Origin of the sequence: Pantoea rodasii (genome assembly GCF_002095465.1) — a bacterium.
Taxonomy (GTDB): domain Bacteria; phylum Pseudomonadota; class Gammaproteobacteria; order Enterobacterales; family Enterobacteriaceae; genus Pantoea; species Pantoea rodasii.
This window is the reverse complement of the sequence record NZ_MLFP01000009.1, coordinates 113,089-137,813: the sequence shown is the minus strand read 5'-3', so window position 1 is coordinate 137,813 and position 24,725 is coordinate 113,089. Positions and strand designations below refer to the sequence as shown.

Genomic DNA, 24,725 nt, shown 5'->3' with positions numbered 1-24,725 from the left:
TCATGGTAAAAAGAAAAAGCGTTTTTACAGCAGAAAAATTTCAAGTCGCCGTTAGAATCAAAAGTTAACATTTAATCGCCCAGCCGCCGCAGTCCGGTTGCTGGGTTACTCGCTAAATATAAGCGGCAGGGTGGAAAACTGCGGGAGGCATTAGGTCGAGAGCAGGGCGCGTTTAAACGAAAAAATATGGGCGCGGGCCGCATCGGCCGCACGGCGCGTATCACCTGATTCGAGCGCAGCGATAATCTCATTATGTTCCGCAATCACCTCATCCATATGGACAACGTTAGACAGCGTTGTCGCCCAGAAGCGCTGTGCCTGAGCATGGATCACGCTAAGAATATCTGAAAGCCGACTGTTTCCGGCGATATCGGCCAACGCCTGGTGAAACTCACGATCCAGCAGCATCATTTCTTCGCGACTGCGTGACTTGCTCGCCTGAGCGATTTGCTGATTCAGTTCGCGTAGCTGGTGAAGGTGTGAATCGACCACTTTCTGGCTGGCCAACTCGACGCAAAGGGTTTCGTTAACCAGTCGCACCTCAATTAACTCCAGCGCATCATCAATCGACAAGGGCGCCACCATCACGCCTTTACGCGGAATAATCTGCAACAACCCTTCAGTGGCCAGCCGATGAATCGCTTGATTGATCGGCGTGCGGCCCATGGCCAAATCATCCATCACCTGCGCGGTATTTAAATATTCACCCGGCTTGTAGCGAAGCGTGATGAGCTTGTGCCTGAACGCCAGATAAGCCTGTTCATTCAAAGAAAGACTCTTTTCCCTGCTGGCTGGGTTCACATTTTCAGTAACTGACTCACTCATCACGACGTTCCTTTTTTTGCCTATGAGACATATTACACAAAAATCTGGCATGAAAATCGCTAGTTTGAAATCACAGTGAAATTTCACAGTGATTTTTCAAATGGAGATCATCACATGCACCTTCAGTTCACAACAGGCGATAAAGCCGCTACCACGCTCGATGTCGAGGTTTCCCATTTCATTATCGCGGGTTGGGCCGGACGCGATGCGGATGCGGTGTTGCACCATATCAGGGAGCTGGAAGCGTTGGGCGTGCCCGCTCCCGGTGCAGTGCCGCTGTTTTACCGCGTCGCAACCAACCAACTGAGTCAGCAGCCGCAGCTGGAAGTGGTGGGCAATGAAACCTCCGGGGAAGCTGAACCCTTCGTGTTCTTCCATCGCGGCGAATGGTGGGTTTCGCTGACTTCGGATCACACCGACCGCTATCTGGAAACCTTCAGCGTCGCCCTCTCCAAACAGGCCTGTATCAAGCCGGTTGCCAGCAAAGCCTGGCGCATGAGTGAAGTGGTTGAACATTGGGATGTGCTTGAGCTGACCTCGTGGATTAAAGAGCAGGGCGAATGGGTGGTGTATCAGCAGGGCACGCTGGCCTCATTACTGACACCACAAGATCTGCTGGCGCGCTATTTGAACGGCAGCACCGCGCAAGAAGGCCTGGCGATGTCCTGCGGCACGCTGGGCGCGATTGGCGGCATCCGCCCTTCCAGTGAATTTCGCATGGCGCTGCACGATCCGCGATTGAACCGCACGCTGGAACACGCTTACTGCACTGGCGCGCTGCCAGTGGTCGCTTAAGGAGCATGCTAATGACCACACTCTGGCAAGCAAGTCAGCAGCTTCAGGCAGGAAACGCGTCTCCTGAGACCTTCACTGCATCGGCATTGCACGCGATGCAGGATTCGGCAAAGGAAGGGGAACGGGTATTCACTACATGGTATGCCGCACAGGCCACGCAGCAGGCCATCGCGGCAGATGAACGCTGGAAAAACCAGCAGCCTTTAAGTGCCATCGATGGGCTGCCCGTCAGCATCAAAGATCTGTTTGATGTGCAAGGCGAGCCCACCACGGCAGGCTCTCGTTTGTTGCTGGATGCAACCCCGGCAGCAGCGAATGCCAGCGTGGTCGATCGCTTACATCAAGCCGGGGCGGCGATTGTGGGTAAAACCAACATGACCGAGTTCGCCTTCTCCGGGTTGGGCATCAATCCGCATTACGGCACACCGGCCAATCCGTGGCAGCGCGCAGAAAAACGCATTCCAGGCGGTTCATCCTCAGGTGCGGCGGTTGCCATGGCAGATGGCATGTGTCTTGGTGCCATTGGTACTGACACCGGTGGGTCGGTGCGCATTCCCGCCGCGCTGTGCGGTTTGACCGGCTTTAAACCCACCGCGAATCGTGTCAATCAGGCGGGTACGTTACCGCTCTCGGCCTCACTCGACAGCATCGGTGTGATTGCCCATGACGTGCGCAGCTGCTGGTTGCTGGACAGCGTCATCGCGGAACAGCCACTTGAACTCCAGCCGGTTGAGTTGAGCCATGCTCGTTTCGCCATCCCGCAAACCCGCGTGCTGGATGGACTCGACGAAGACGTTGCGCAGGCCTGGAAAAATGCCATCGAGGCACTGGAACAGGCGGGTGCCACCCTGGTTGCATTGCCGCTAGAAGAGTTGGATGAGCTGAACAGCATGAATGCACGTGGCGGCATTACCGCATACGAGGCATGGCAGTGGCATCAACAAAGCGCACTGGCGCAACCCGATGCCTACGATCCTCAAGTATTAGTGCGTGTGCAACGCGGCAGTTTGTTGACCGAGCACGATGCCATTGAACTGCATCAACAGCGCAAAGCGTGGCAGCAGCGCATCAATAGCGCGCTGGCTGATTTTGATGCGTTGCTAATGCCCACCGTGCCGCGTATCGCGCCGACCATCGCTTCTTTAGAAGATGCGCAGCAGTACATGGAGGTCAACGCGCTGATGCTTCGTAACACCAGCGTGATCAATATGCTGGACGGCTGCGCACTCTCTTTACCCTGCCATCAAACCGGTTGTGCACCGGTTGGCCTAAGCCTTGCTTCTGTTCATGGTGATGACGCCCGCTTAATCAGCTGGTCGCTCGCCGTGGAAACTGCCCTCGACTGGAGATCCTGATGATGACTCAACCCCACGGCATGCTGTTTGTCGCCACCAACATTGGCGCTGAAGACGAAGCGGACTTCAACCAATGGTATGACCATGAACATGTAGAGGAGCGCGTCGCGATCGCTGGCTTCCTGAGCGGAACGCGCTATCAGGCAATCAATGCCGAGCGCAAATATCTCGGCCTGTACGAAACCGAGGCATTGGAAGCCTTCACCAGCACGGATTATCACGCGGCCTTTACGCGCCAGACCGAATGGTCAGTGAAGAACCTGCAAAAGATGGTGAATCCGATGCGCCGCGTCAGCGCGGTCACCCACAAGCACGGCAAAGGCACCGGCGCCCATCTGGCGGTGGTGACGCTGAAAGCGCTGGATGCCGGTGTGTTGACCGGCTGGCAGCAGAAAATGAGCCACACGCCGGGCTATATCGCCTCCAGTTTACTGACCCCGGATGTGGTGCTCAGTTCTCCGTTGCCGATGGAGAGCAAAGAACAGCGTCAGATGCTGCCGATGCTACTGATTCACTGCAGTGACGCATCAAGCTGTGACCAACTGGCCGCAGACGCAGCGGAATTGATGACCGGCGATGTTCAACGCTATGCCTTTAGCTGGCAGTTAACCAAACAGGAGTTGGCACATGGCTAATACAGATTCTTCATTGCAGCAGACGGTACGCGATAAGCCTACCGCTTCGAAAACCGGTCGTCTTGCCGCGGCCAGCTCGATTGGCACCGCGCTGGAATGGTATGACTTCACCGTTTACAACATCATGGCAGCACTGGTGTTTAACCATGTGTTTTTCCCCAGTTTTGATCCGCTGGTCGGCACCATTCTGGCGTTTTCAACCTATGCGGTAGGCTACATTTCACGTCCGTTGGGCGGTTTCGTGTTTGGTCATCTGGGGGATGTTGCAGGGCGCAAAGCCGTGTTGATCATCACCCTGGTAATCATGGGCGTCACCACCGCCTTAATGGGCTTGCTGCCCGGCTATGCAACATGGGGCATATGGAGTCCGGTGCTGTTAGTCGCGCTGCGTTTTGTGCAGGGTATTGCGCTGGGCGGTGAATGGGCTGGCGCTGTTTTGCTGTCGATGGAGCACGGCGATGCCGACAAACGCGGGCGTAATGCATCGTTTGCGCAGGTCGGACCTTCCTGCGGAACCTTGATTGGCACCGGTTTTATCACACTGGTCACGGTAATGATGAGTGCCGATCAGTTCCAGGCGTGGGGCTGGCGCATTCCGTTCCTGCTGAGCCTGTTGTTGGTGATGTTTGGATTGTGGTTACGCCGTGGCGTGGAAGAGACGCCGACCTTTGTCGCAATGCAGGCTGCGGAAAAACTACGCACACGCCACTGAAAGAAGTGTTCGTCAACTATCCTAAACAGCTGCTGATTGCGGGCGGATCGCGCATTGGTTCCGATGTCCTGTACGCTCTGGTGGTGGTATTTACCCTGACCTACGTCACCACCGTATTGCAACTGCCGCGTCCGCTGGCATTAATGGCCACCATGCTCGGCGCCATAGGAAATGCGATCACCGTCCCGATGTTTGGCGCGCTGTCGGATAAGTGGGGACGCCGTCCGGTTTACATCACCGGCGCCCTGTTGGCTATCATCTGGTCATTCGTGTTCTTCGTGTTGTTAGACAGCACTCAGCCGGTACTGATTGTGCTGGCAGTGATTGGCGGGTTACTGATCCACGCGATGATGTATGGCCCACAAGCCGCCTTCGTGACGGAGCAGTTCCCAAGCCACGTTCGCTATGCCGGGGCCTCACTGGCTTACACGCTGGCAGGTATTGTCGGTGGCGGGTTTGCACCGTTGATCATTACCACGCTGTTTAAAGAAATGGGCAGCACGCTTTGGGTGTCGCTGTATGTCACGCTGGCGCTACTGATCACGCTGTTTGCCTTGTGGAAGGCAAAAGAGACGGCGCATAAACCGCTGTAACGCTCAGTCTCCGGTAGAAAAACGGGGGGCGGCCTTTGGGCCGCCCCGACGTGCCACAAAGCACAACAACCCTCTGCCATTAAAAGACGCCGCTCAAGGCTGCGGCACATACTTTCCCCCATCAATCGTTGACCGACCGCAAATTTCTGTCATCTCAATCATTACTCTCAGGCTAACGATCCCACCCTCAGGTTGATTGATGGCCGAACCGCTTAAGAACACACTTTCCTGCGTTGACGTAATCAAGAGATTCGCTCATTCAGGAGGTTAGTCATGTCATCAGGACAACAAACGGCGCGAGTGTGGAATACGCGCCGCATGGAAAAACAACGGCGGCAGGCGTCATTACCGGTGCAGGGCAAAGTGTTACCCACCGATCAAATGGTCGAGATGCTGGAAAAATTAATCTCGCCTGGCGACCGGGTCGTACTGGAAGGTAACAACCAGAAGCAGGCTGATTTCCTCTCGCGCATGCTGGCCGAGGTCAACCCGCAAAAAGTGCACCATCTGCATATGATCATGCCGAGCGTGGGTCGCAGTGAACATCTCGACATCTTCGAAAAAGGCATCGCCCGCAAACTCGATTTCTCCTTCTCCGGCACGCAAAGTCTGCGCATTTCGCAGCTACTGGAAGACGATCAGCTGGAAATCGGCGCGATTCATACCTACATCGAACTCTATTCCCGTTTGTACGTTGACCTCGCGCCGAATGTCGCGCTGATTGCCGGATTTAAAGCAGACCGCAAAGGCAACCTCTACACCGGCGCGAGCACCGAAGATACGCCTGCGCTGGTGGAAGCGGCGGCTTTTCACGACGGGATTGTGATTGCCCAGGTTAACGAACTGGTGGATGACGAGTGTGATCTGCCGCGCGTCGATATTCCCGGTTCGTGGATCGATTACGTGGTGGTCGCCGACAAACCGTTCTTTATTGAGCCGCTGTTTACCCGCGATCCACGCCTGATCAAGCAGGAACACATCCTGATGGCGATGATGGCGATCAAAGGCATCTACGCCGAACACCAGGTGCAATCGCTCAATCATGGCATCGGCTTTAATACCGCCGCCATCGAATTGCTGCTGCCAACTTACGGTGAGCAGCTCGGCCTGAAAGGCAAAATCTGTAAACACTGGACGCTGAACCCGCATCCCACGCTTATCCCGGCGATTGAAAGCGGTTGGGTCGAAAGCGTGCATTGCTTCGGCGGTGAGTTGGGGATGGAAGAGTACATCCGCGCACGTCCGGATATTTTCTTCACCGGTGCCGATGGTTCGATGCGCTCTAACCGCGCCATGTGTCAGCTGGCAGGGCAATATGCCGTCGATATGTTTATCGGCTCAACGCTGCAAATCGATGGTCTGGCGAACTCCTCAACAGTCACGCGTGGTCGTCTTTCCGGCTTTGGTGGCGCACCGAATATGGGCCACGATCCGCACGGTCGTCGCCATGCCACTGCCGCCTGGCTGGCGATGAAAAATGGCGAAGACGCCATGGAACGTGGCCGCAAGCTGGTGGTGCAGATGGTGGAAACTTTCCAGGCAGGCGTGAAACCGACCTTTGTAGAGAAACTCGATGCCATTGAAGTGGCGAAAAACGCCGGGATGCCGCTGGCACCGGTGATGATTTACGGCGATGACGTGACGCATGTGCTGACGGAAGAGGGTATCGCCTATCTCTATCGCGCGCAGGATCTTGAAGAGCGCCGGGCGATGGTGGCGGCGGTGGCCGGTATCACCGATATCGGATTGGGCGTGGATGCCAAACGCGTGGCAGAACTGCGTCGCAGCGGCAAAGTGGTGTTCCCGGAAGACCTCGGTATTCGCCGCTCTGATGCCACACGTTCGCTGCTGGCGGCAGGTAGCGTCGCCGATCTGGTCGAGTGGTCTGATGGCCTCTACAACCCACCGGCAAAATTCCGGAGCTGGTAATGAAACGACTCGCGCCGCAAGCGGTTGAAAGCCGCCTGCATCAGCTGGCTCAGCACGCCACTGATTGTCTGATCGAAGAAGTGAACCTGACGCCCAAGCCGGGTCTGGTGGATCGTCGCGGCAGCGGCGCGCATCAGGATCTCTCGCTGGCGCTGATGGAGCGATCGGCGCGCAGCCTGACGCCGACCTTTTATGCGCTGGCGCAGCAGTGCTGGCAGCGTCCGGCGGATATCGCGCTGCGCGAGACCGTTGGCCGCCTCGGTCGCGAAGGGGAGCAGCAAATGATGGCTGCCACAGACGGGGTGAATACCCATCGTGGCGCGATCTGGGCATTAGGTTTGTTGGTCAGCGCGGCGGCGATGCAGGGCGGTGAGGCGAACAGCGCTCAACTCTGCACTCGCGCCGCGGAATTGGCTTGTTTACCGGATCGCCACGCACCCAAAACCTTCAGTAAAGGGCTGCGTGCCGTGCACCGTTTTCAGGTGCCTGGCGCTCGTGAAGAAGCGCAGCAGGGTTTTCCGCATATCACCCAACGGGCGCTGCCGCAGTTACATCGCAGCCGCGAAGCAGGGGCGGATGAAACCGAGGCGCGGCTTGATGCGCTGATGGCGATTTTGACCTCGCTGAGTGATACCTGCGTGCTGAACCGTGCGGGCATGGAAGGTTTGTTGACTTTACAACGTGGCGCGCAGGCGGTGCTGCTAGCAGGTGGTACTTCACAGGCTGCGGGTCGTCAGGCTTTACAACAACTGGATAGCGCGATGCTGGCGCTGAATGCGTCACCAGGCGGCGCGGCTGATTTACTCGCCGCCACGCTGTTTATCGATCGCGTCAGCATCGCCACTCATTGATTAAGAGGTTGCTATGGAAAAGATAACGTTGTCGTACCCAGCACGTCGCACGCTCAGCGGACAAGCGCTGGCTGGCGTGGTGGGCTCAGGAGATATGGAAGTCATTTATCGCGCGGATAACAGCGCCTTGCTCAGCGTGACGATCACCACCTCTGTGGATAACAGCAAAGCGCGTTGGGATGCGTTGTTCAGCCGCCTGGCGGAACTGACCGAGCTACCGGCGGGCCAACTGGTAATCCATGACTTCGGTGCCACGCCGGGTGTCGCGCGTATCCGTATCGAACAGGTGTTTGAGGAGGTGAACCATGCGTGATGACAGCAGCTTTATCGAATTACGCGCCCGTCAGCGTGCGCTGGCATTGCTGGACAGCGGTAGCGCACGCGAACTGCTCGATCCTTTCGAAGGCGTGATGTCACCGTGGCTGGAGAAACAGGGCATTGTGCCGCAAGCCGATGACGGCATGGTGGTAATGAAAGGCACCCACAACGGCCAACCAACGGTGGTGATCGCCATTGAAGGCACCTTCCAGGGCGGCAGCATGGGCGAAGTCTCCGGTGCGAAGATGGCCGGTGCGCTGGAACTGGCGGCGGAAGACAACCGCAACGGAATTCCGACGCAGGCGATTCTGTGTCTGGAAACTGGCGGTGTGCGTTTACAGGAAGCCAATTTGGGGCTGGCGGCAATTGCCGATATCCACGCCGCGATTGTCGATCTGCGTCGGTACACGCCGGTGATCGGCATCGTCGCCGGAACCGTAGGCTGCTTCGGGGGGATGTCGATTGCCGCTGCGCTGTGCAGCCATCTGATCGTGACGCGTGAAGCGCGCCTCGGATTGAACGGCCCGCAGGTTATCGAGCAGGAGGCGGGCATCGATGAGTATGACTCGCGCAACCGTCCATTTATCTGGAGCATGACCGGCGGCGAGATTCGCTACCAAAGTGGGCTGGTGGATGCGTTAGTGCAAGACGGCGTGCAGGCGGTGAAAACGGCGGTTGATGCAGCGCTGGCGCAAGGGGTGCCGGCACTGCATCGCAGTGAGAACTATGCCTTCTATCTTGATCGCCTAAGCCGCTTCGATACCGCGCAGCAGGCCAGCACGGCCACCATTCATCAGGTCTTCAACCCGGAGGTGAAATCATGAGTGTACATAACAGTCGGGGTGAGCTGTGGCTCAACCAGCTAACCGCCGGTGGCGCACGCCGCACTGGGCTCTGCCCGTCGGTGCAGGTGGCAGATGCCGAACTCAATGGCGAAAGCGCCCGTTTTATTGCCGTCGTTCCGGATGCCAATAACCGCTATCCGCGCGCCGCACAGGGTGAAGTGGGATTGCTGGAAGGCTGGACGCTGGCAAAAGTAGTGCAGGAAACCATTGCTGAAGATGCAGCCAATGTGGTGAAACGACCCATCATCGCGGTGATTGATGTGCCGAGTCAGGCTTATGGCCGTCGTGAAGAGGGCTTTGGTATTCATCAGGCGTTAGCGGGAGCTGCGGGTGCTTATGCACAAGCGCGTCTGGCCGGGCATCCGGTGATTGGGCTGATCGTGGGTAAGGCGATGTCCGGCGCATTCCTGGCGCACGGCTATCAGGCCAATCGACTGATCGCGTTTAACGATCCGGCAGTGCAGGTGCACGCCATGGGCAAAGACTCGGCTGCACGTATCACCTTGCGTACCGTGGAAGCGCTGGAGAAACTCGCCGCCAGCGTGCCGCCGATGGCCTATGACATCGGGAACTACGCGACGCTGGGCTTACTCTCATCGCTGCTGGATATCACCCATCCGGATGCGCCAACCGAAGAAGAGGTGACGCGCGTTAAAGCCACGCTGACAGAGGCGATTGACGATACGCGCCGTGTGCCTGGCCGAGGTTCACGCCTGGCGGCACCGAATCGTCAAAGCTCGTCACTGGTGCGCGAACGTCTGCGCGCCAGCTGGTAACACCCTAATAATAAAAAGCATTAAATCAACCTGCCGGCTGTCAGTATGCCGGACGCTCGCGGCGTCCGGCCTCTGCGGCAACTGATAAATTCAACACCATCGCGTCAGTACTCACTCTTTTAATAACAAACAGGTGATTTATGACTTACGTGATTCTGCATGCTCTGGCTCCGATCTTCATTATCATGTTGCTCGGATTCTGGGCCGGCAAAGCCAAAATGGTTGATAACAAGAATGTCTCTTTACTCAATATTTTTGTGATGGATTTTGCACTGCCCGCCGCGTTGTTCAGCGCCACGGTGCAAACGCCGTGGAGCGGGATTGTGGCGCAGATGCCGCTGATTGTGGTGCTGACGCTAGCGATGTGGGTGGCGTATGCGGTGCTCTATTTCGTTGCCACCAAAATCTTCCATAAATCGCCACAGGATGCGGCCGTATTAACGCTGACCGTCGCCTTGCCAAACTATGCCGCGCTGGGTTTACCCATCCTGGGCAGCGTGGTGGGGGAAGGTTCGGCGACTTCGCTCTCTGTCGCGGTCTCGATTGCCTGCGGTTCAGTACTGATGACGCCATTCTGTCTGCTGATTCTGGAGCGTGAAAAAGCACGCGCGGCGGGTGAGACACAGCGTTCAACGCTGGCGATGCTGCCGGTGCTGATGTGGCGCTCGGTGAAAAAACCGATTGTTCTGGGACCGCTGTTGGGCGTGGTGCTGTCAGCCATTGGCATCAAAATGCCGGATTTGGTGCTGGCCGCGATTAAACCGCTCGGTCTGGCTGCCACCGCCGCCGCACTGTTCCTGACCGGGGTGATCCTCTCGGCGCGTCAGCTGAAAATCAACAGCATGGTAATCAGCTCGACAGTAACCAAACTGCTGATCCAACCGTTACTGGCGTGGGGCATTGTGATGCTGTTTGGCCTGCACGGCACCGTGGCGGTCACCGCGATTCTGATGATTGCGCTGTCAGCCGGTTTCTTTGGTGTGGTGTTTGGTAACCGTTTTGGCGTGCAGTCACCGGATGCCGAAGCGGTGCTGTTGCTCAGTTCGCTGCTGTCGATTGTGTCGTTGCCGCTGTTTATTAGCTTAACTTCAGGAATGTAATCATGAACATCCGCCCGCACGATCTGCTCTGGCTGCAAGCTGATACCCCGTTGCTCGATATTAAGGAAAGCTGGGTGGCGCAGCAGTGGAACGCTCAGCAGCCGGTGGTGGTGCGGCGTGATGTGATGCAGCAGGATCGTATCCCGATTGGCGTGCGCGGCAGTGCGCGCCATCAACGGGCGGCGGGATGGGTGCGGCGAGAGGATGTGATGCGCATTGATACACCTGAAGCATTGATGGCGCGTGCAAGCGATTCACCGTTTCGCGCATTCCCTACGGTTGTGGCATTGATGCAACTGCATCAGCAGCGCTGGTCATGGCCGTGGGGCGTGACCGGCAGCACGGGATTCGCGCTGGCGACCGGGTTGCCGGTGCTACATGCCACGAGCGATCTTGATCTGTTAATTCGTGCACCGTTGCCGCTGCAGACGGAGGAAGTCGCGGCCTGGCAGCAACAACTTGCATGTTTGCCCTGCCGTGCGGATACCCAGGTGGAAACGCCGGTGGGGGCATTTGCGCTTAATGAATGGCTGCGCGAGGGGCGCGTGTTGCTGAAAACCGCACGCGGCCCACGCCTGACGCATCTTCCCTGGACAGAGGAAATGAGATGAAAACGCTGTTCACTTTTCCGGGGCAGGGCACGCAACGGCCTGGCATGCTGCAGTTGCTACCGCGCGATGAGACCTGGCAAGTGGCGCATCAGGTGCTGGGTGATGAACTGTTGCAACTCGATTCGGCCGCAGCACTGCAACATACACGCGCGGTGCAGCTGGCGCTGCTGATTGCGGGCGTATCGGCGGCGCGCCGGCTGATTGCCAGCGGGGTTGAGCCGGATATGGTGTGCGGTCTCTCGATCGGTGCGTATCCTGCGGCGGTGATCGCTGGGGCACTGGATTTTATTGATGCCCTGCATCTGGTGGCACTGCGCGGTGAACTGATGGAGCAGGCGTATCCGCAGGGTTATGGTTTGACAGCGATCAGTGGCATGACGCTGGCACAAGTCGAAGCACTGGTGGATGGGCAAACCAGCTTTATCGCCAACATCAATGCCGAAACACAGATTGTGATAGCGGGTAGCGATAGCGCGATGGCGGCGGTGGCGCAGCAGGCACTGGCGCGCGGGGCACAGCGTGCGCAGCGGTTGGCAATCAGCGTGCCGTCCCACTGTGCGCTGCTGGATAGCCCTGCGCAGCAGCTTAAAGCCGCTATCGACAAGGTCACCCTGCAACGTCCGCAAAGAGCCTATTTAAGCGGCAGCAGCGCCCGCGTTCTCTGGCAGCCGGAGCGTATTGCTGAGGATCTGGCGATGAACATGGCACGCAGCGTGCGCTGGCATGAAGCGATGGTGGCGGCAAAAGAACGCGATGTGCGTCTGGTGATTGAGATGCCACCCGGCGAAGTGCTGACGGGTTTAACGCGCGGTGTGCAGTGTCAGGGCGAGTGTATCGCCTTTGAGCGCAGCGGCACTGAACTGGCGCTGCGTCTGTTTCAGCGGCTGGCGCGCTGAATTTTTTCCTGCAAACTGAGGGCAAACATACGCCCTTCAGCCACCAGTGCCAGCAGGTTTGGGTCGTGTTCGCGGTTGCGCGGAAATACGATAGCGATCTGCTGCCGCATTTGATACGGCTCGGCTAAGCGGAGAAAGCGCAGGTCGTTTTCATACTGTTTACGCATCCTGCCCGGCACCAGCGAATAACCCATTCCCGCTTGCACCAGGCTCAGCATCGAGAAGATGTCATTCACGCGCGTAACGATATTGGGTTCAAAACCGGCGACGTGACAGGCTTCCTGAAAACCGGCAAAGGTGGCAAAACCTTCGGCTAGTGAGACAAAAGGTTTGTCGCTGTAGGTGCGCAGATCAATATCCTCCTCGCTGCCGCCGCCGTCACCCTGTGGCACGGCGAGGAAGATGTCATCCTGAAACAGCGCGACCTGCTCAAAAACTTTGTCATCGATCTCGGCTTCGCTGACGGAAATGATAATGGCGTCGAGCTGATTATCTTTCAGCGCGCGCAGTAGCAATTCATTGGAACCCATGGTGAGGTTGAGTTCTAACTCGGGCCGCCGCAGCTTCATTTTCATGATCAGGCGCGGCACGGTTTCCAGCGACAGCGAATACAAGGTGCCAACGCGCAGATGCCCCAGGCCGATACCAGCGCTGCGTCGCGTTTCATCAATGCCCTGACTCAACGTGGCCAGCGCTTCCCGGCTGTATTCCAGCAGCGTTGAGGCGGCGGGCAGTGCCACCAGATTGCGGCCTTTGTGCTCAAACAGCGGGCAGCGCAAACTCTCTTCCAGCGTGTGCAGCGCACGATGCACGCTCACCGTGCTGATCCCCAGCGTTTCTGCGGCTCTGGCGAGGTTTTCCGTTTCCATGTAGCAACTGAAAATCAGCAGCTTGCGGATGGTGAGATCATTATCGAGAGTCAGTTTCATGCCGGTTTCATGTTGTGAATCAGGGGGCCACTATAGCGTTAAGCCGTGATGCGGGTTAGCCAAAAACGGGCGTGAACACTGCAAGTCGGCCTCACAACTAACTTGGCCGACCTTGACGAATCCACTGCTCCGTTAACGATATTGATAGGCGATACCGGGCACAATTTGACGTACTCAATATGCGCAGTTCATTCTGCAAAAGCTGCATAAATCGCTCTCTGTCATCAGGATCAAGATCAATCATCTGCATGGCAGAATTAATATTCTGACCATCGGCAACGATTAAGCGAATAGTGGTGTTTAAATCTTCCCGGTGACGAAGTCTAAATGGGTCCGGAACGCCCATGGCTTCCAGTGTGACGGCATAGCGTTTGATTGAACGACGATATAAATGTTCGAACAATTCAACGGCTAAAGTCACGTCACGTTTTTCATATATTCCCATCATTGCGTAGGCATAGCTTGTTACATCAGCATCAAGAAAGGAGAGTGGAGCGCTGTTGTAGATCATAAGCGGAATATTTGCAGCCAGCCTGCTGGTTCTTTTGTTACCGTCTTCAAAGGGTTGCAGATAAGCGATATTGACCCACAGGAAAAAGGCTGACTCCACAGGATTATTAATCAGCCGTGCTTTTTTGATAATGATGTCGAACATTTCTTGCAACAGGAACGGTGCCTGTAGTGGAGTGTAGGTGGTTCCCGAAATATTCACGATTTTGCGCCTGATAGCCCCTAACTCGTCAGGATTTGACAGTAAATCGTGCATCAATAAAGCATGCAAGTTACTGATTACCGGCCCCGTTAATCCGGACTCGGGGACCGCATCGACCAAAAACTCAATTGCCTGTTTATGGTTAAGCAGCATGACGGCATCCAAATCATTTGAGGCCGCGCCACTTTTGAACAGTTCTTCGGTGGCCAACAATGAATATCGGTTTCCTTCAAGTTGAGAGGATGACCATGACAAATCAATGAGCAATTGCTCCAAAACTTTTCGTGCGTAGGTACCCGCGGGTTGTTGCCCTGCCATTTTTCCTTCATTCATCAAGGTCAGTGCTAACGTCTCAGGCAGGAGGAACGTTTCGTTCGGAATATAACTGTCCACGAAGCTGCGGTCATAACCGGTAATCTCCCTTACTGACAGAGGTAGGTTTAGATATTGAAGCAGTGACTGAGCTGAAGTGAGGGGAGAGGAATGATATTCAGGTGTCTTCTCCGCCACTGATGAACCGGATTGAAGCAGTTTGTTTAAGGGCGCCTGCGCGGTATACCGAGTCCCTCTTCCTGTGCCATGCCTGATAATTTTGTTTTGACCAAGCAAAACCTCGACATGACGTTTGATGGTTGAACGACCCACACCGAGCCGCCTCGCGAGATCACCGGAACTGAGCGAAGACTCGGCACGTGCGATAGTGGAGAGAATTCTGTGTTGTAGGTCTGAAAGATCATCGGAGGAAGTTAGCCGGATCAAAATCGTACGCCTCTGAGATTAGCTTAAAAATCCACTTATTCATTAACCTACCTGGCCCGTGCCGGGCACTCACCGAGCGCTTTAGGAGCAGGGGTGCTGATTTGTGGCCCATATTGAACGTTAATGGCCCACATTATTGATTTTATGGCCCATGCTGCACATTTGCGGCCCATTATAAATTATTTTCAGCTCATTTCACTCATTATCGGCCCAATTAATTATATTTATGGCCCAATCTTAAAATTTGCGGCCCGGAATCACTTTATTTGATAGCTGCAAAGCCGTGACGATTCGCTCTCTCGCGCCAGCTCACACCCACAAACGTCACCACAAATAACAAGCTATAGAGCACCACAATGGTCGGTCCCGGCGCGCTATCAAGGAAGAACGAGGCATACACGCCGCACAATCCGGTTAAGGTAGCGATCAGCACTGCCAGCAGCATCACCTGCAAGAACCGCCGCGCCAGCAACAGCGCAATCGCACCCGGCGCGATCAGCATAGCGATCGACAAAATCACGCCGACCGACTTGAGCGCGGCAACGATGGTCAGCGCAATCAAACACAGCAGCCCGTAATGCATCAGATTTGCGTTGATGCCGCAGGCGCGCGCCTGTTGTGGATCAAAGGCATGCAGTAATAGATCGCGCCATTTCACGCTCAGTACCAGAACTACCAACAGCGCAATGACTGCGGTTTGCGCGATATCCGCCCAGCCGATGCCGAGCATATCGCCGAACAAAATATGATCGAGATGGACTTCCGGTTTCAGCTTGAGATAGAGCACCAGGCCGGCACCGAACATCCCCGAAAACACAATACCCATCACCGTATCGGGCTTGATGCGGCTGTTCTGGCTGATAAAACCGGTGGCGAGTGCGCACAGCATGCCCGCGATAAAAGCGCCAATTGCAAAGGGAAAGCCGATCCACCACGCCAGCACCACACCGGGAAATACCGCGTGACTCATGGCATCGCCGAGCAGTGACCAGCCTTTTAACACCAGAAATGCGGATAGCATGGCGCACGGCAGTGACAAAATCAGCGTGATGATCAGCGCCATATTCATAAATTCGAAATCGAAAGGGCTCAGCAGTATTTCACTCATTGAGGTTGGTCTCCTGTGCCAGACGGGCTCGTCGCCGCGCGGCCAACACGCCATGTTTAGGCGCAAACACAAACGCCAGCAGGAACACCAGAGTTTGTGCCACCACGATCACGCCGCCGGTGGCACCATCAAGGAAATAGCTGCTCCACGCGCCAAGGAAGCTAGTAATGCTGCCGATAGCCACGGCAATCATCAACAAACGCGGGAAGCGGTCGGTAAGCAGATAAGCGGTGGCACCCGGCGTCACCACCAGACAAATCACCATAAAGGCACCGACGGTTTGCAACGCGGCGACGGTGGAGGCGGCGAGTAGGGTAAAGAACAGGATCTTTAAGCCGGTGGTATTCAGTCCTAGCGAGCGCGCGTGGCTTTCATCAAAGAACGTCACCATCAGATCTTTCCACTTCAGCAGCAGCAGCGTCAGCGTCACCACACCGATGGTGCCGAGCTGCCAGATATCCGCGGGTGCCACTGCGAGAATGTTGCCGAGCACGATGGTTTGAATATTGACCGACGTCGGATTGAGTGACACCAAAAAGAGCCCGATGCCAAAGAAGGAGGAGAAGATCAGTCCGATGATCGCGTCCTCTTTCAGGCGCGTGCGCTGGTTAAGGAACAGCATGCTGCCCGCCGCCAGTCCGCCGGAGAGAAAAGCACCGAGCGAGAAGGGCAAACCCAGCATGTACGCGCCAGCCACACCCGGCACTATCGAGTGGGATAGCGCATCACCAATCAGCGACCAGCCTTTCAGCATCAGAAAGCAGGAAAGAAACGCGCAAATCGCCCCGACCAGCGCGGCGATCCACATCGCATTCAGCATGTATTGATAGCCAAACGGCTCAATAATCCACGACATGATCCCCCCCGGTTGCGCGGCTATCTTCTGCAACAGCGCGGCATTGCGCTGCTGCACTTCCCCATCGAAGGTGCGTGCCAGGTTGGCGGCAGTAAAGGTATCGCGCAGCACGCCGCTGGCTAGCACGGTGTTTTTCACCAGCACGCAGCGGTCGCAGTAATCAGGAATAGTGTTGAGATCGTGGGTGGAGACCAGCATGGTACGGCCCTCATCGCGCAGCTCCTGCAACAGGGTGATGATCGCCGCCTCGGTTTTGACATCGACGCCGGTAAAGGGCTCATCCAGCAGGATAATTTGCCCACTCTGCGCCAGTGCACGTGCGAGGAAAACGCGTTTTTTCTGCCCGCCGGAGAGTTCGCCAATTTGACGATGGCGGTATTCACTCATCACGACGCGAGCCAGCGCGTCATCCACGCTGCGTTTGTCCTCCGCACGCGGGATGCGCAGCATATTCATGTAGCCGTAGCGGCCCATCATTACCACATCTTCCACCAGCACCGGGAAGCTCCAGTCCACCTCTTCGGATTGGGGCACATAGGAGACGATATTGTGTTTCAGCGCACGCTTCGCGGGCATCTCTGCCAGCGTGACCTGACCCGTCGAGAGCGGTACAAAGCCCATAATGGCCTTAAACAGTGTGGATTTTCCGGAGCCGTTGACACCCACCAGCGCGGCGATGCTGCCCGCTGGCACAGAGAAAGATGCCTGACGCAGCGCAGTGTGACCGTTGCGGTAGGTGACGCTAACATCCTGCACGTTTAGGGTCATTTTTGGCTCCCGGCGGTGATGCCTTTTACCACGGTTTCGGTGGTGACGCGCATCAGATCGAGATAGGTTGGCACCGCGCCATTGCTGTTGCTGAGTGAGTCAACGTAAAGCACGCCGCCATAGTGAATGCCCGCTTCACGCGCCACCTGTTGAGCCGGTTTGGCGGAGATGGTGCTTTCGCTAAAGATGGTGGGAATGTTGTGGGCTCTGACCGCGTCAATTACCTTGCGCACCTGCTGTGGTGTGCCCTGCTGATCGGCATTGATCGGCCACAGGTAAAGTTCTTTCAGACCCAAATCACGAGCCAGATAGGAAAATGCGCCTTCGCTGGTCACCAGCCAACGCTGGTTTTCCGGCAATTTTTCAATCTCGGCGCGCATTGGCGCCAGGGTTTGCTGGATTTGCGCTTTGTAACGATCCGCGTTGGCCTGATAAACGGCGGCATTGGCAGGATCGTATTGTTGCAGTGCTTTACGGATGTTATCGACGTAAATCAATGCATTATCCGGTGACATCCACGCATGCGGATTGGGTTTACCGTTGTAAGGACCTTCAGTGATGCCCAATGGCTCAACGCCTTCGGTCACCGTGACTTCCGGCACCCCTTTCAGGCGCTGGTAGAAGCGGCTAAACCACTGCTCCAGATTAAAACCGTTTACCAGGATCAAATCGGCGCCCTGTGCACGACGAATATCGCCGGGCGTAGGTTGGTATTCGTGGATCTCTGCGCCGGGCTTGGTGATTGAGGTCACTTCTGCGGCATCCCCCGCGACGTTCTTCGCCATGTCTGCGATCACCGTGAAAGTGGTGACCACTTTGAGTTTGTCAGCCGCAAGCGCTGAAGCGCTCATCGCCAGCGTGAGCATCACAACTGATACAACGTGCCTGGTAAACATAGTCATCCCCTGAGAAGTATAGCCTGTGCTATACATTATAGTGAATGCTATGAATGTGAAGTGTTTTTGTACACCTTTTGCTGTTTACGACAAAAATTTACGTAAGTTGAAGTAGCAGGGGAAAGTAATGAAAGTGGCTTATACAATATTTCGAAATAAGGCAGAACATATTGTTCTTAAGGGCGAGGGGATATTAGTGAAAGCAAGAACACCTCATCACGAATAATGAAGTGTTCCTGAGAAAGAATTAATCAATCGACAAATTATGAATGGCCAGCGCAGCACGCGCGGCTTCTTTGCCTTTCTTGATAAAGTGTTCGGTATAGAAGTTTTCCAGCACGTCAACCGGCTGGAAATTATGCGGCGTCAATGACACGGAGTAAACCGGTACATTGGTGGTCAGCTGAACGTTCATCAGGCCATCAACCACGGCTGCAGCAACGAAATCGTGACGATAGATACCGCCATCCACTACCAGCGCAGCCGCAACGATCGCGTCGTATTTGCCGGTTTCCGCCAGGCGTTTTGCCAGCAGCGGCATTTCAAATGCGCCCGGTACTTCCAGCACTTTTAATTCCGCTTCAACGTTCTGCGATTTTAATTCTTGCTCAAAACCCACCAAAGCATTGTGCACAATCTCTTTGTGCCAACCGGCTTTAATAAAGGCAATTCTAATATTTTTCATAATGAGTCCAACATCACCTGTAATTTCTTTGCGCATGAAAAGTAGCAATAATGCCTTTGTATACCATATGTTACGTTTGCGATCCAGAACGTGCACGTAGCGATAAATGCCATGCGATGGCGTGATGGTTGTCTGCGGCAATCCGTGCTTGACGGCGACCCGCGCCTGCAATACAAATAGACGCGTCGGGGGAGTCTCGCCAAAGAGACTGAGAGGCTAAAAGCGCATTGCGCGGCTTAGCGACCCTTTGAACCTGACCCAGTTGATACTGGCGTAGGAAGACTGACAGCATCGTTCTGGTGTTGTCTGGCGCAGAGGATCGCTCGCGCCCTTTCCCTCCTCCTGTATCTGCGGGTCTCAGTCAACACTGAGAGGCCGATGTGAATTCCCTTTATATCCCGGATAACCTGCTGTGAGCCGCTGGACGGTCTTAGGCTGCGGCGTGGCAGGTCTGTGCGTGGCCACGCTGCTGGCTGAACGCGGCGAAGAGGTCACGGTGATCGGCGACGATTCCCGCCAGCCTGCCTCCTGGTTTGCGGGCGGCATGCTCGCGCCCTGGTGTGAATCTGAAAGTGCACCGCAGGAAGTGATCTCACTCGGGCAACACGCGGCTGGCTGGTGGCATCAGCGCGTCAGCAGCGTGGCACATCAGGGAACGCTGGTGGTCGCCCCCCCGCGCGATAGCCAGGAACTCAACCGTTTTGCGCGCATGACCGAACAGCACCAATGGGTCGATCCCGGCGACATTGAACCGTTGCTGGCCGGACGTTTTGCCCGTGGGCTGTTTTTTGCCGAAGAAGCGCATCTCGATCCGCGGCTGGCGCTCACCGAAATGCGTGAAAAGCTGTTGCAGCGCGGCGTGCGTTTTGATGCACAACAACCTTCGGGCCGGGTGATTGATTGTCGTGGCATGCACGCCAAAGCCGACCTTCCGCGCCTGCGTGCGGTACGCGGTGAAATGGTGATTCTGCACAGCGACGAAGTGCAGTTCTCACGTCCAATTCGCCTGCTGCATCCGCGCTTCCCGTGCTATCTGGTGCCGCGCCGTAACGGCCATTTCATGCTGGGTGCCACCATGGTGGAAAGCGACGATGCCAGCGCGATCAGCGCGCGCGCCATGATGGAGCTGCTCAGCGCGGCATACGCTATTCATCCTGCTCTTGCCGAAGCCCGCGTAGTGGAAAGCGGCAGCGGCTTGCGTCCTGCCTATCCGGCCAACCTGCCGGAAATCCATTATCAAAACGACACTTACTATCTTAACGGCATGTATCGCCACGGTTTTCTGCTGGCACCGATGATGGCAGAACAGCTGATGCAGCGCCTTTTCGGGGAACAATCTTATGAACATTCAGCTTAACGGCCGGGCGATCCGCACCGAGGCCAGCACGCTCAGTGAATTGCTGATCGAGCAGAAAATTGATGCTGCCTGCGTCGCCAGCGCTTTCAACGGCCACTTTGTGCCCAAAAGTCAGTACAGCAGCCAGCCGCTCGAAGAGGGCTGTCAGCTGGAAGTCTTATCGCCGATGCAGGGAGGTTGACACATGTTTTACGATTTCGCTCCTCAGTCACGTTTTCTGCTCGGCACCGCCGGCTATCCATCACCGGCGATTCTGCAACAGGCGATTGCCGCTTCCGGTACGGACATCATCACCGTCAGTTTGCGTCGTGAAGGCGCGGCGGGTGCAGCTTTTCGCGAATTGCTGACCGGTCTGGATATTCGCGTGCTGCCGAATACCGCAGGCTGTCACACAGTGAAAGAAGCAGTGACCACCGCGCAGATGGCGCGCGAATTATTCAACACCTCGTGGATCAAACTGGAAGTGATCGGTCATGCCGATACGCTCCAGCCCGATCCTTTTGCGCTGGTTGAAGCGGCTCGCATTCTGTGTGCGGACGGTTTTCAGGTCTTCCCGTACACCACCGAAGATTTGATCGTCGGTGAAAAGCTGCTGGAAGCCGGTTGTGAACTGTTAATGCCGTGGGGCGCGCCGATCGGTTCCGGGCAGGGGCTGCGCAACATCGAAGGGTTGCGCGCGATGCGGGCGTGGTTTAGCGACATCCCGCTGATTATTGATGCTGGCATTGGTGCGCCATCACAGGCCGCGCAGGCGATGGAGATGGGCTTCGATGGCATCCTGCTCAATACCGCCGTAGCGAAAGCCGGCGATCCGGTTGGCATGGCGAACGGTTTCCGTCTGGCGATTGAAGCGGGGCAGGCCGCGCGCAGTGCCGGATTGATGGAGAAGCGTGATATGGCGGCAGCGTCCACGCCGATTTTCGGTCTGGCGAGTCTGAGTTAAGGAGCCATCATGGATCGCTATCAACGGCAGATGATGCTGCCGGAAATCGGCACAGCAGGTCAGCAAAAACTGGCCGATGCGCGCGTATTGGTGGTGGGGGCGGGCGGATTGGGTGCCACATTGTTGCCGCAGCTGGTTGGCGCAGGTGTCGGTTTTATCCGCCTGTGTGACGACGATCAAGTGGCCCTACATAATCTGCATCGCCAGACGTTGTTTACGATGCAGGATATCGGTCACGGCAAAGCAGCGCGTGCGCAACAGGCTCTGTTGCAACGCAATCCCGAGGTGCAGATAGAGGTGGTGCCACGCGCTATAGGTGCGAGCGATTTGCCGCACCTGCTCGCGGATATCGATCTGGTAATCGATGCCGCCGATAACTTCGCGGTGACCTATCAACTCTCTGACGCGTGTTTGGCAACGCAGATTCCCTTGATCAGTGCCTCGGTATTAGGCCGGCAGGGCTACGTCGGTGGCTTCTGCGGCAGCGTGCCGAGCTATCGGGCGGTATTTCCACGCTTACCCACTTCAGCGGCCAACTGCAACACTGCGGGCGTAATGGGACCGGCGGTGGCCACGTTGGGTGCGATGCAGGCACAGATGGCGTTGAGCGCGTTGCTGCAACTGCAACCTTCGCCGCTGGGCAGCGTAATCAACTGCGACTTCATCAACTGGCATTTTCGCGCGTTCCGCTTTGACGGCGCAGAAGAGCCTGAGCACGCTGTGCCCTTTATCGATGAGCCACTGCTGACAGCCGACGATTGCATTATCGAATTACGCGGTGAGGAAGAAGCGCCCGTCAGCGTGGCAAACAACGTGATGCGCATTCTGCCGCAGGCGATAGCGGATTGGCAGCCGCCGCAGGATCGACGCATCGTGCTGGTGTGCGCCAGTGGTATTCGCGCAGCGCAGGCGGCATCGGAATTGGCAGAGCGAGGATTCACTCGCCTGGCGATGTTGGCGGCACGAAGACCATGAATCCGATCTGTTTCAATGACATCACTTTTCGCTGGGGCGAACAGGCGCTGTGCCAGCAACTCAATCTGCAACTGCGCGGCGGTAAAACCACCGTGCTGCTAGGGCGCAGCGGTATCGGGAAAAGCACCTTGCTGCGGCTGGTGGCGGGTTTGCTGCGGCCGCAACAGGGCGATATCAGCGGTTTGCCGGGCAAGGTGGCGTGGATGGGGCAACAGGATCTGTTGTATCCCTGGCTGACGGTGCTGGAAAACGTGATGCTTGCGGCGCGGCTCAACGGTGAAAAACCGGACCGCGCGCGCGCAATGTCGCTACTGGAGCAGGTAAAGCTGAGTGAAGTTGCGCACGCCTCGCCGGATAAGCTTTCGGGCGGGATGCGTCAGCGTGTGGCACTAGCACGCACGCTGTATGCCCAACGCGAAGTGGTGCTGATGGATGAGCCGTTTGCCACGCTGGATGTGATGACCAAACTCAGCCTGCAAACCCTGACCGCCACGCTTCTCAAGGGCAAAACGGTGTTGCTGGTCACCCACGATCCGCTGGAAGCCTGCCGTATGGCCGATGACATCGTGTTGTTGCACGGTCAGCCGTTATCGGTTGAAACCTGGCCAGCACCTGCCGGTGACGTCCCTCGATCCCTTGACGATCCTGGCCTGCTACAGGCGCAGGGCGAACTCTTCTCACGACTGAATCAAGATGAAAAAACTGTTTAGCGCGATCTATCTGATCGCGGTGCTGCTGTGCGGTTGGCTGCTGGCGCGGCACCACGGCGTGCCGGACTTTTTATTGCCTTCGCCGCTGGCGGTGCTGGAAGCGCTGTGGCTGCATCGCCAGCTGCTGGCGCATCACGCATTGTATACGCTGGCAGAGATTGTGCTGGCACTGCTGTTGGGCGTCGGGACGGGCGTGCTGCTGGCGGTACTGATGGCGGGCAGCCAGACTCTGCGCCGCGTGCTGTTTCCGCTGGTGACCGCCAGCCAGGCGATTCCAGTGTTTGCGCTAGCGCCGCTGCTGGTGCTGTGGCTGGGTTTTGGCATCGCTTCCAAAGTGGTGGTCGCAGCGTTGATTGTCTTTTTCCCGCTGTGCCTGTCGCTGTTCGATGGCCTGTGCCGCACGCCTTCCGGCTGGCTGGAACTGGCGGGCACGCTGAACCCTTCGCGCGCGCGGGTCTTCTGGCACGTGCGCTGGCCCGCAGCGCTGCCGCAATTCTTTTCCGGCTTGCAGATGGCGGTGGTGCTGGCTCCAATCGGGGTGGTGATTGGCGAATGGGTGGGCGCCAGCGAAGGGCTGGGCTATCTGATGATGCAATCCAACGCCCGGCTGGAAACTGCCACCAGCTTTGCTGCTTTATTGCTGTTATTGATGCTGGCGCTGCTGCTCTCCGGCGGCGTCGCGTTGCTGCGTAAAAATTCCTCTGGCACTCAACATAAGGACGTCCCTTGAACACCCTACGTACCGCGATTACCGCTTTGCTGCTGCTGGCAACCACCAGCGTACACGCCGAACAGAAGGTTCGCCTGCTGCTCGACTGGTTTGTGAACCCCAATCATGCGGCCGTTTTTGCCGCGCAGTACAGCGGCGCTTTCAAGAAGGAAGGGCTGGATGTCGAGATGATCGCCCCGGCCGATTCGGCGTCGGTGCCGCTGCTGCTGGCGGCGGGCAAGGCCGATCTGGCGATCAGCTATCAGCCGCAGCTTTACACGCTGGTGGAGAAGGACGTTCCGGTGATCCGCGTTGGCACGCTGATTGGTCAGCCACTGAATACGCTGACCACCGTGTCCAGCGATATCCATTCGCTCAAGGATTTAGCGGGTAAAACGCTGGGTTACGCGGTGCCGGGATCGGAAGATGTGGCAATCCGCAATATGCTGAAATCGCAGGGCGTGGATATCAATTCGGTGAAATTGATCAGCCTGAATATGGATTCCACTTCAGCGCTGCTGACGCATAAAATTGATGGCGCGATGACTATTTTCCGCAACTACGAACTGATCGATTTGCAGGATAGGGGCGCGAAACCAGTGGTGTTTAAACCCGAAGACTATGGCGTACCGGCTTATGATGAGCTGATCATTCTGGCGAACAATAAGTCGGCCGCACAGGACAAACGTATTCCAGCATTTCTACGTGGTCTGGATGCTGGCGTAGTGTGGTTACGTGCGCATCCGGAAGAAGCCTGGAAAGCGTTTATCAAGCAATATCCCGAGCTGAACACCAAACTTAATCATCAGGCATGGCAAGCGACGCTGCCGCTGTTTGATGGGCACAGCGCAACCTTTGATAAAGCACGCTATCAGGCGTTTGGTGAATACATGAAAGCCAACGGGCTGATCAAGGATGTGGCGCCGATGACGCGCTACTCGCTGGAGCAGTAATCTGTATGCGGGCTGGTTAACGAGCTGGCCCGCAACACACTTTCATCCTTTATGCGCTAACCTGCAGAACGCAGACGCAGAACGCAGAACACAACCACTAGCCCATTCGGCATGACTACTCAAT

25 protein-coding genes, 2 pseudogenes and 1 riboswitch are annotated in these 24,725 nt (G+C 56.5%); of the genes and pseudogenes, 19 read left to right on the top strand and 8 right to left on the bottom strand.

Features of this window, described 5'->3' with window-relative positions:
* Positions 1-150 precede the first annotated feature (150 nt).
* Positions 151-825: a GntR family transcriptional regulator gene (locus HA45_RS13715; protein ID WP_100703112.1), complete on the bottom strand. Its 675-nt coding sequence runs from the start codon at positions 823-825 to the stop codon at positions 151-153.
* Positions 826-939: 114 nt separating this feature from the next.
* Here HA45_RS13715 and HA45_RS13710 point away from each other — a divergent pair, with 114 nt between their 5' ends.
* The 12 genes and pseudogenes from HA45_RS13710 to mdcH all read left to right on the top strand — a co-directional run bounded on the left by HA45_RS13710 (position 940) and on the right by mdcH (position 12,241).
* Complete coding sequence (locus HA45_RS13710; protein ID WP_100703113.1) at positions 940-1,620, top strand: DUF2848 domain-containing protein; 681 nt, start codon at positions 940-942, stop codon at positions 1,618-1,620.
* A gap of 11 nt (positions 1,621-1,631) precedes the next feature.
* Positions 1,632-2,975: an amidase gene (locus tag HA45_RS13705; protein ID WP_100703114.1), complete on the top strand. Its 1,344-nt coding sequence runs from the start codon at positions 1,632-1,634 to the stop codon at positions 2,973-2,975.
* Entirely contained in the window at positions 2,975-3,610 is a 636-nt protein-coding gene (locus HA45_RS13700; RefSeq protein WP_205960965.1) for a DUF4286 family protein, read from the top strand. The genes HA45_RS13705 and HA45_RS13700 overlap by 1 nt, the downstream gene beginning before the upstream one ends.
* Positions 3,603-4,915: pseudogene (locus tag HA45_RS13695) on the top strand (MFS transporter). Before HA45_RS13700 ends, HA45_RS13695 begins: the two are co-directional and overlap by 8 nt.
* Before the next feature lie 273 nt (positions 4,916-5,188).
* On the top strand, positions 5,189-6,844 hold the full coding sequence (mdcA, locus tag HA45_RS13690; protein WP_100703116.1) for a malonate decarboxylase subunit alpha: 1,656 nt from the start codon (positions 5,189-5,191) through the stop codon (positions 6,842-6,844).
* Positions 6,844-7,695: a triphosphoribosyl-dephospho-CoA synthase gene (locus tag HA45_RS13685; RefSeq protein ID WP_100703117.1), complete on the top strand. Its 852-nt coding sequence runs from the start codon at positions 6,844-6,846 to the stop codon at positions 7,693-7,695. The genes mdcA and HA45_RS13685 overlap by 1 nt, the downstream gene beginning before the upstream one ends.
* Before the next feature lie 13 nt (positions 7,696-7,708).
* Positions 7,709-8,008, top strand: coding sequence for a malonate decarboxylase acyl carrier protein (gene mdcC / locus HA45_RS13680; RefSeq protein ID WP_100703118.1), 300 nt, complete (start codon positions 7,709-7,711; stop codon positions 8,006-8,008).
* Positions 8,001-8,837, top strand: coding sequence for a biotin-independent malonate decarboxylase subunit beta (locus HA45_RS13675; protein ID WP_100703119.1), 837 nt, complete (start codon positions 8,001-8,003; stop codon positions 8,835-8,837). Before mdcC ends, HA45_RS13675 begins: the two co-directional genes overlap by 8 nt.
* Positions 8,834-9,634, top strand: a complete 801-nt coding sequence (gene mdcE, locus HA45_RS13670; protein ID WP_100703120.1) for a biotin-independent malonate decarboxylase subunit gamma — start codon at positions 8,834-8,836, stop codon at positions 9,632-9,634. The genes HA45_RS13675 and mdcE overlap by 4 nt, the downstream gene beginning before the upstream one ends.
* A gap of 140 nt (positions 9,635-9,774) precedes the next feature.
* The gene (locus HA45_RS13665) at positions 9,775-10,734 is read left to right on the top strand and encodes an AEC family transporter (RefSeq protein ID WP_100703121.1); all 960 of its coding nucleotides are present in this window, start codon (positions 9,775-9,777) and stop codon (positions 10,732-10,734) included.
* Between the two features lie 2 nt (positions 10,735-10,736).
* Positions 10,737-11,345: a malonate decarboxylase holo-ACP synthase gene (locus tag HA45_RS13660; RefSeq protein WP_100703122.1), complete on the top strand. Its 609-nt coding sequence runs from the start codon at positions 10,737-10,739 to the stop codon at positions 11,343-11,345.
* Complete coding sequence (gene mdcH / locus HA45_RS13655) at positions 11,342-12,241, top strand: malonate decarboxylase subunit epsilon (protein ID WP_100703123.1); 900 nt, start codon at positions 11,342-11,344, stop codon at positions 12,239-12,241. The genes HA45_RS13660 and mdcH overlap by 4 nt, the downstream gene beginning before the upstream one ends.
* Here mdcH and HA45_RS13650 read toward each other — a convergent pair.
* The 7 genes and pseudogenes from HA45_RS13650 to HA45_RS13620 form a co-directional block, all read right to left on the bottom strand.
* Positions 12,223-13,170: a LysR family transcriptional regulator gene (locus tag HA45_RS13650; protein ID WP_100703124.1), complete on the bottom strand. Its 948-nt coding sequence runs from the start codon at positions 13,168-13,170 to the stop codon at positions 12,223-12,225. The two genes, mdcH and HA45_RS13650, sit on opposite strands and share 19 nt — an antisense overlap.
* Before the next feature lie 97 nt (positions 13,171-13,267).
* Positions 13,268-14,641, bottom strand: coding sequence for a Fic family protein (locus HA45_RS13645; protein ID WP_205960966.1), 1,374 nt, complete (start codon positions 14,639-14,641; stop codon positions 13,268-13,270).
* A 262-nt stretch (positions 14,642-14,903) separates the two neighbouring features.
* The gene (locus HA45_RS13640) at positions 14,904-15,749 is read right to left on the bottom strand and encodes a metal ABC transporter permease (protein WP_100703125.1); all 846 of its coding nucleotides are present in this window, start codon (positions 15,747-15,749) and stop codon (positions 14,904-14,906) included.
* Positions 15,742-16,605 (bottom strand): iron/manganese ABC transporter permease subunit SitC, encoded by an 864-nt coding sequence (gene sitC / locus HA45_RS13635; RefSeq protein ID WP_100703126.1) that lies wholly within the window; start codon positions 16,603-16,605, stop codon positions 15,742-15,744. Before sitC ends, HA45_RS13640 begins: the two co-directional genes overlap by 8 nt.
* Positions 16,606-16,719: 114 nt before the next feature.
* Positions 16,720-17,373: pseudogene (locus tag HA45_RS13630) on the bottom strand (manganese/iron ABC transporter ATP-binding protein); the annotation flags it as partial.
* Positions 17,370-18,239 (bottom strand): metal ABC transporter substrate-binding protein, encoded by an 870-nt coding sequence (locus HA45_RS13625; protein ID WP_420849070.1) that lies wholly within the window; start codon positions 18,237-18,239, stop codon positions 17,370-17,372. The pseudogene HA45_RS13630 and the gene HA45_RS13625, both read right to left, overlap by 4 nt.
* Before the next feature lie 277 nt (positions 18,240-18,516).
* A complete protein-coding gene (locus tag HA45_RS13620) occupies positions 18,517-18,954 on the bottom strand; it encodes a 6,7-dimethyl-8-ribityllumazine synthase (RefSeq protein ID WP_100703239.1) in 438 nt (145 codons plus the stop codon).
* A gap of 177 nt (positions 18,955-19,131) precedes the next feature.
* Positions 19,132-19,251: riboswitch (TPP riboswitch) on the top strand.
* Positions 19,252-19,366: 115 nt separating this feature from the next.
* On the opposite strand from HA45_RS13620, the gene HA45_RS13615 reads away from it, so the two are divergent.
* The 7 genes from HA45_RS13615 to HA45_RS13585 are packed head-to-tail and all read left to right on the top strand — an operon-like array spanning position 19,367 to position 24,601.
* Entirely contained in the window at positions 19,367-20,311 is a 945-nt protein-coding gene (locus tag HA45_RS13615; RefSeq protein ID WP_100703129.1) for an FAD-dependent oxidoreductase, read from the top strand.
* Positions 20,295-20,492, top strand: coding sequence for a sulfur carrier protein ThiS (gene thiS, locus HA45_RS13610; RefSeq protein WP_100703130.1), 198 nt, complete (start codon positions 20,295-20,297; stop codon positions 20,490-20,492). Before HA45_RS13615 ends, thiS begins: the two co-directional genes overlap by 17 nt.
* Positions 20,493-20,495: 3 nt before the next feature.
* Entirely contained in the window at positions 20,496-21,254 is a 759-nt protein-coding gene (locus HA45_RS13605) for a thiazole synthase (protein WP_100703131.1), read from the top strand.
* 9 nt (positions 21,255-21,263) lie between these two features.
* On the top strand, positions 21,264-22,229 hold the full coding sequence (locus HA45_RS13600) for a HesA/MoeB/ThiF family protein (RefSeq protein ID WP_100703132.1): 966 nt from the start codon (positions 21,264-21,266) through the stop codon (positions 22,227-22,229).
* Complete coding sequence (locus HA45_RS13595) at positions 22,226-22,939, top strand: ABC transporter ATP-binding protein (RefSeq protein WP_100703133.1); 714 nt, start codon at positions 22,226-22,228, stop codon at positions 22,937-22,939. The genes HA45_RS13600 and HA45_RS13595 overlap by 4 nt, the downstream gene beginning before the upstream one ends.
* Positions 22,923-23,669, top strand: a complete 747-nt coding sequence (locus HA45_RS13590; RefSeq protein ID WP_128598957.1) for an ABC transporter permease — start codon at positions 22,923-22,925, stop codon at positions 23,667-23,669. Before HA45_RS13595 ends, HA45_RS13590 begins: the two co-directional genes overlap by 17 nt.
* On the top strand, positions 23,666-24,601 hold the full coding sequence (locus tag HA45_RS13585) for an ABC transporter substrate-binding protein (RefSeq protein WP_100703135.1): 936 nt from the start codon (positions 23,666-23,668) through the stop codon (positions 24,599-24,601). The genes HA45_RS13590 and HA45_RS13585 overlap by 4 nt, the downstream gene beginning before the upstream one ends.
* Positions 24,602-24,725 lie beyond the last annotated feature (124 nt).

Coding starts and splice junctions, on each gene's coding strand:
- HA45_RS13715 (WP_100703112.1), bottom strand. CDS start 825: ATGAGTGAGTCAGTTACTGAAAATGTGAACCCAGCCAGCAGGGAAAAG.
- HA45_RS13710 (WP_100703113.1), top strand. CDS start 940: ATGCACCTTCAGTTCACAACAGGCGATAAAGCCGCTACCACGCTCGAT.
- HA45_RS13705 (WP_100703114.1), top strand. CDS start 1,632: ATGACCACACTCTGGCAAGCAAGTCAGCAGCTTCAGGCAGGAAACGCG.
- HA45_RS13700 (WP_205960965.1), top strand. CDS start 2,975: ATGATGACTCAACCCCACGGCATGCTGTTTGTCGCCACCAACATTGGC.
- mdcA (WP_100703116.1), top strand. CDS start 5,189: ATGTCATCAGGACAACAAACGGCGCGAGTGTGGAATACGCGCCGCATG.
- HA45_RS13685 (WP_100703117.1), top strand. CDS start 6,844: ATGAAACGACTCGCGCCGCAAGCGGTTGAAAGCCGCCTGCATCAGCTG.
- mdcC (WP_100703118.1), top strand. CDS start 7,709: ATGGAAAAGATAACGTTGTCGTACCCAGCACGTCGCACGCTCAGCGGA.
- HA45_RS13675 (WP_100703119.1), top strand. CDS start 8,001: ATGCGTGATGACAGCAGCTTTATCGAATTACGCGCCCGTCAGCGTGCG.
- mdcE (WP_100703120.1), top strand. CDS start 8,834: ATGAGTGTACATAACAGTCGGGGTGAGCTGTGGCTCAACCAGCTAACC.
- HA45_RS13665 (WP_100703121.1), top strand. CDS start 9,775: ATGACTTACGTGATTCTGCATGCTCTGGCTCCGATCTTCATTATCATG.
- HA45_RS13660 (WP_100703122.1), top strand. CDS start 10,737: ATGAACATCCGCCCGCACGATCTGCTCTGGCTGCAAGCTGATACCCCG.
- mdcH (WP_100703123.1), top strand. CDS start 11,342: ATGAAAACGCTGTTCACTTTTCCGGGGCAGGGCACGCAACGGCCTGGC.
- HA45_RS13650 (WP_100703124.1), bottom strand. CDS start 13,170: ATGAAACTGACTCTCGATAATGATCTCACCATCCGCAAGCTGCTGATT.
- HA45_RS13640 (WP_100703125.1), bottom strand. CDS start 15,749: ATGAGTGAAATACTGCTGAGCCCTTTCGATTTCGAATTTATGAATATG.
- sitC (WP_100703126.1), bottom strand. CDS start 16,605: ATGTCGTGGATTATTGAGCCGTTTGGCTATCAATACATGCTGAATGCG.
- HA45_RS13625 (WP_420849070.1), bottom strand. CDS start 18,239: ATGCTCACGCTGGCGATGAGCGCTTCAGCGCTTGCGGCTGACAAACTC.
- HA45_RS13620 (WP_100703239.1), bottom strand. CDS start 18,954: ATGAAAAATATTAGAATTGCCTTTATTAAAGCCGGTTGGCACAAAGAG.
- thiS (WP_100703130.1), top strand. CDS start 20,295: ATGAACATTCAGCTTAACGGCCGGGCGATCCGCACCGAGGCCAGCACG.
- HA45_RS13605 (WP_100703131.1), top strand. CDS start 20,496: ATGTTTTACGATTTCGCTCCTCAGTCACGTTTTCTGCTCGGCACCGCC.
- HA45_RS13600 (WP_100703132.1), top strand. CDS start 21,264: ATGGATCGCTATCAACGGCAGATGATGCTGCCGGAAATCGGCACAGCA.
- HA45_RS13595 (WP_100703133.1), top strand. CDS start 22,226: ATGAATCCGATCTGTTTCAATGACATCACTTTTCGCTGGGGCGAACAG.
- HA45_RS13590 (WP_128598957.1), top strand. CDS start 22,923: ATGAAAAAACTGTTTAGCGCGATCTATCTGATCGCGGTGCTGCTGTGC.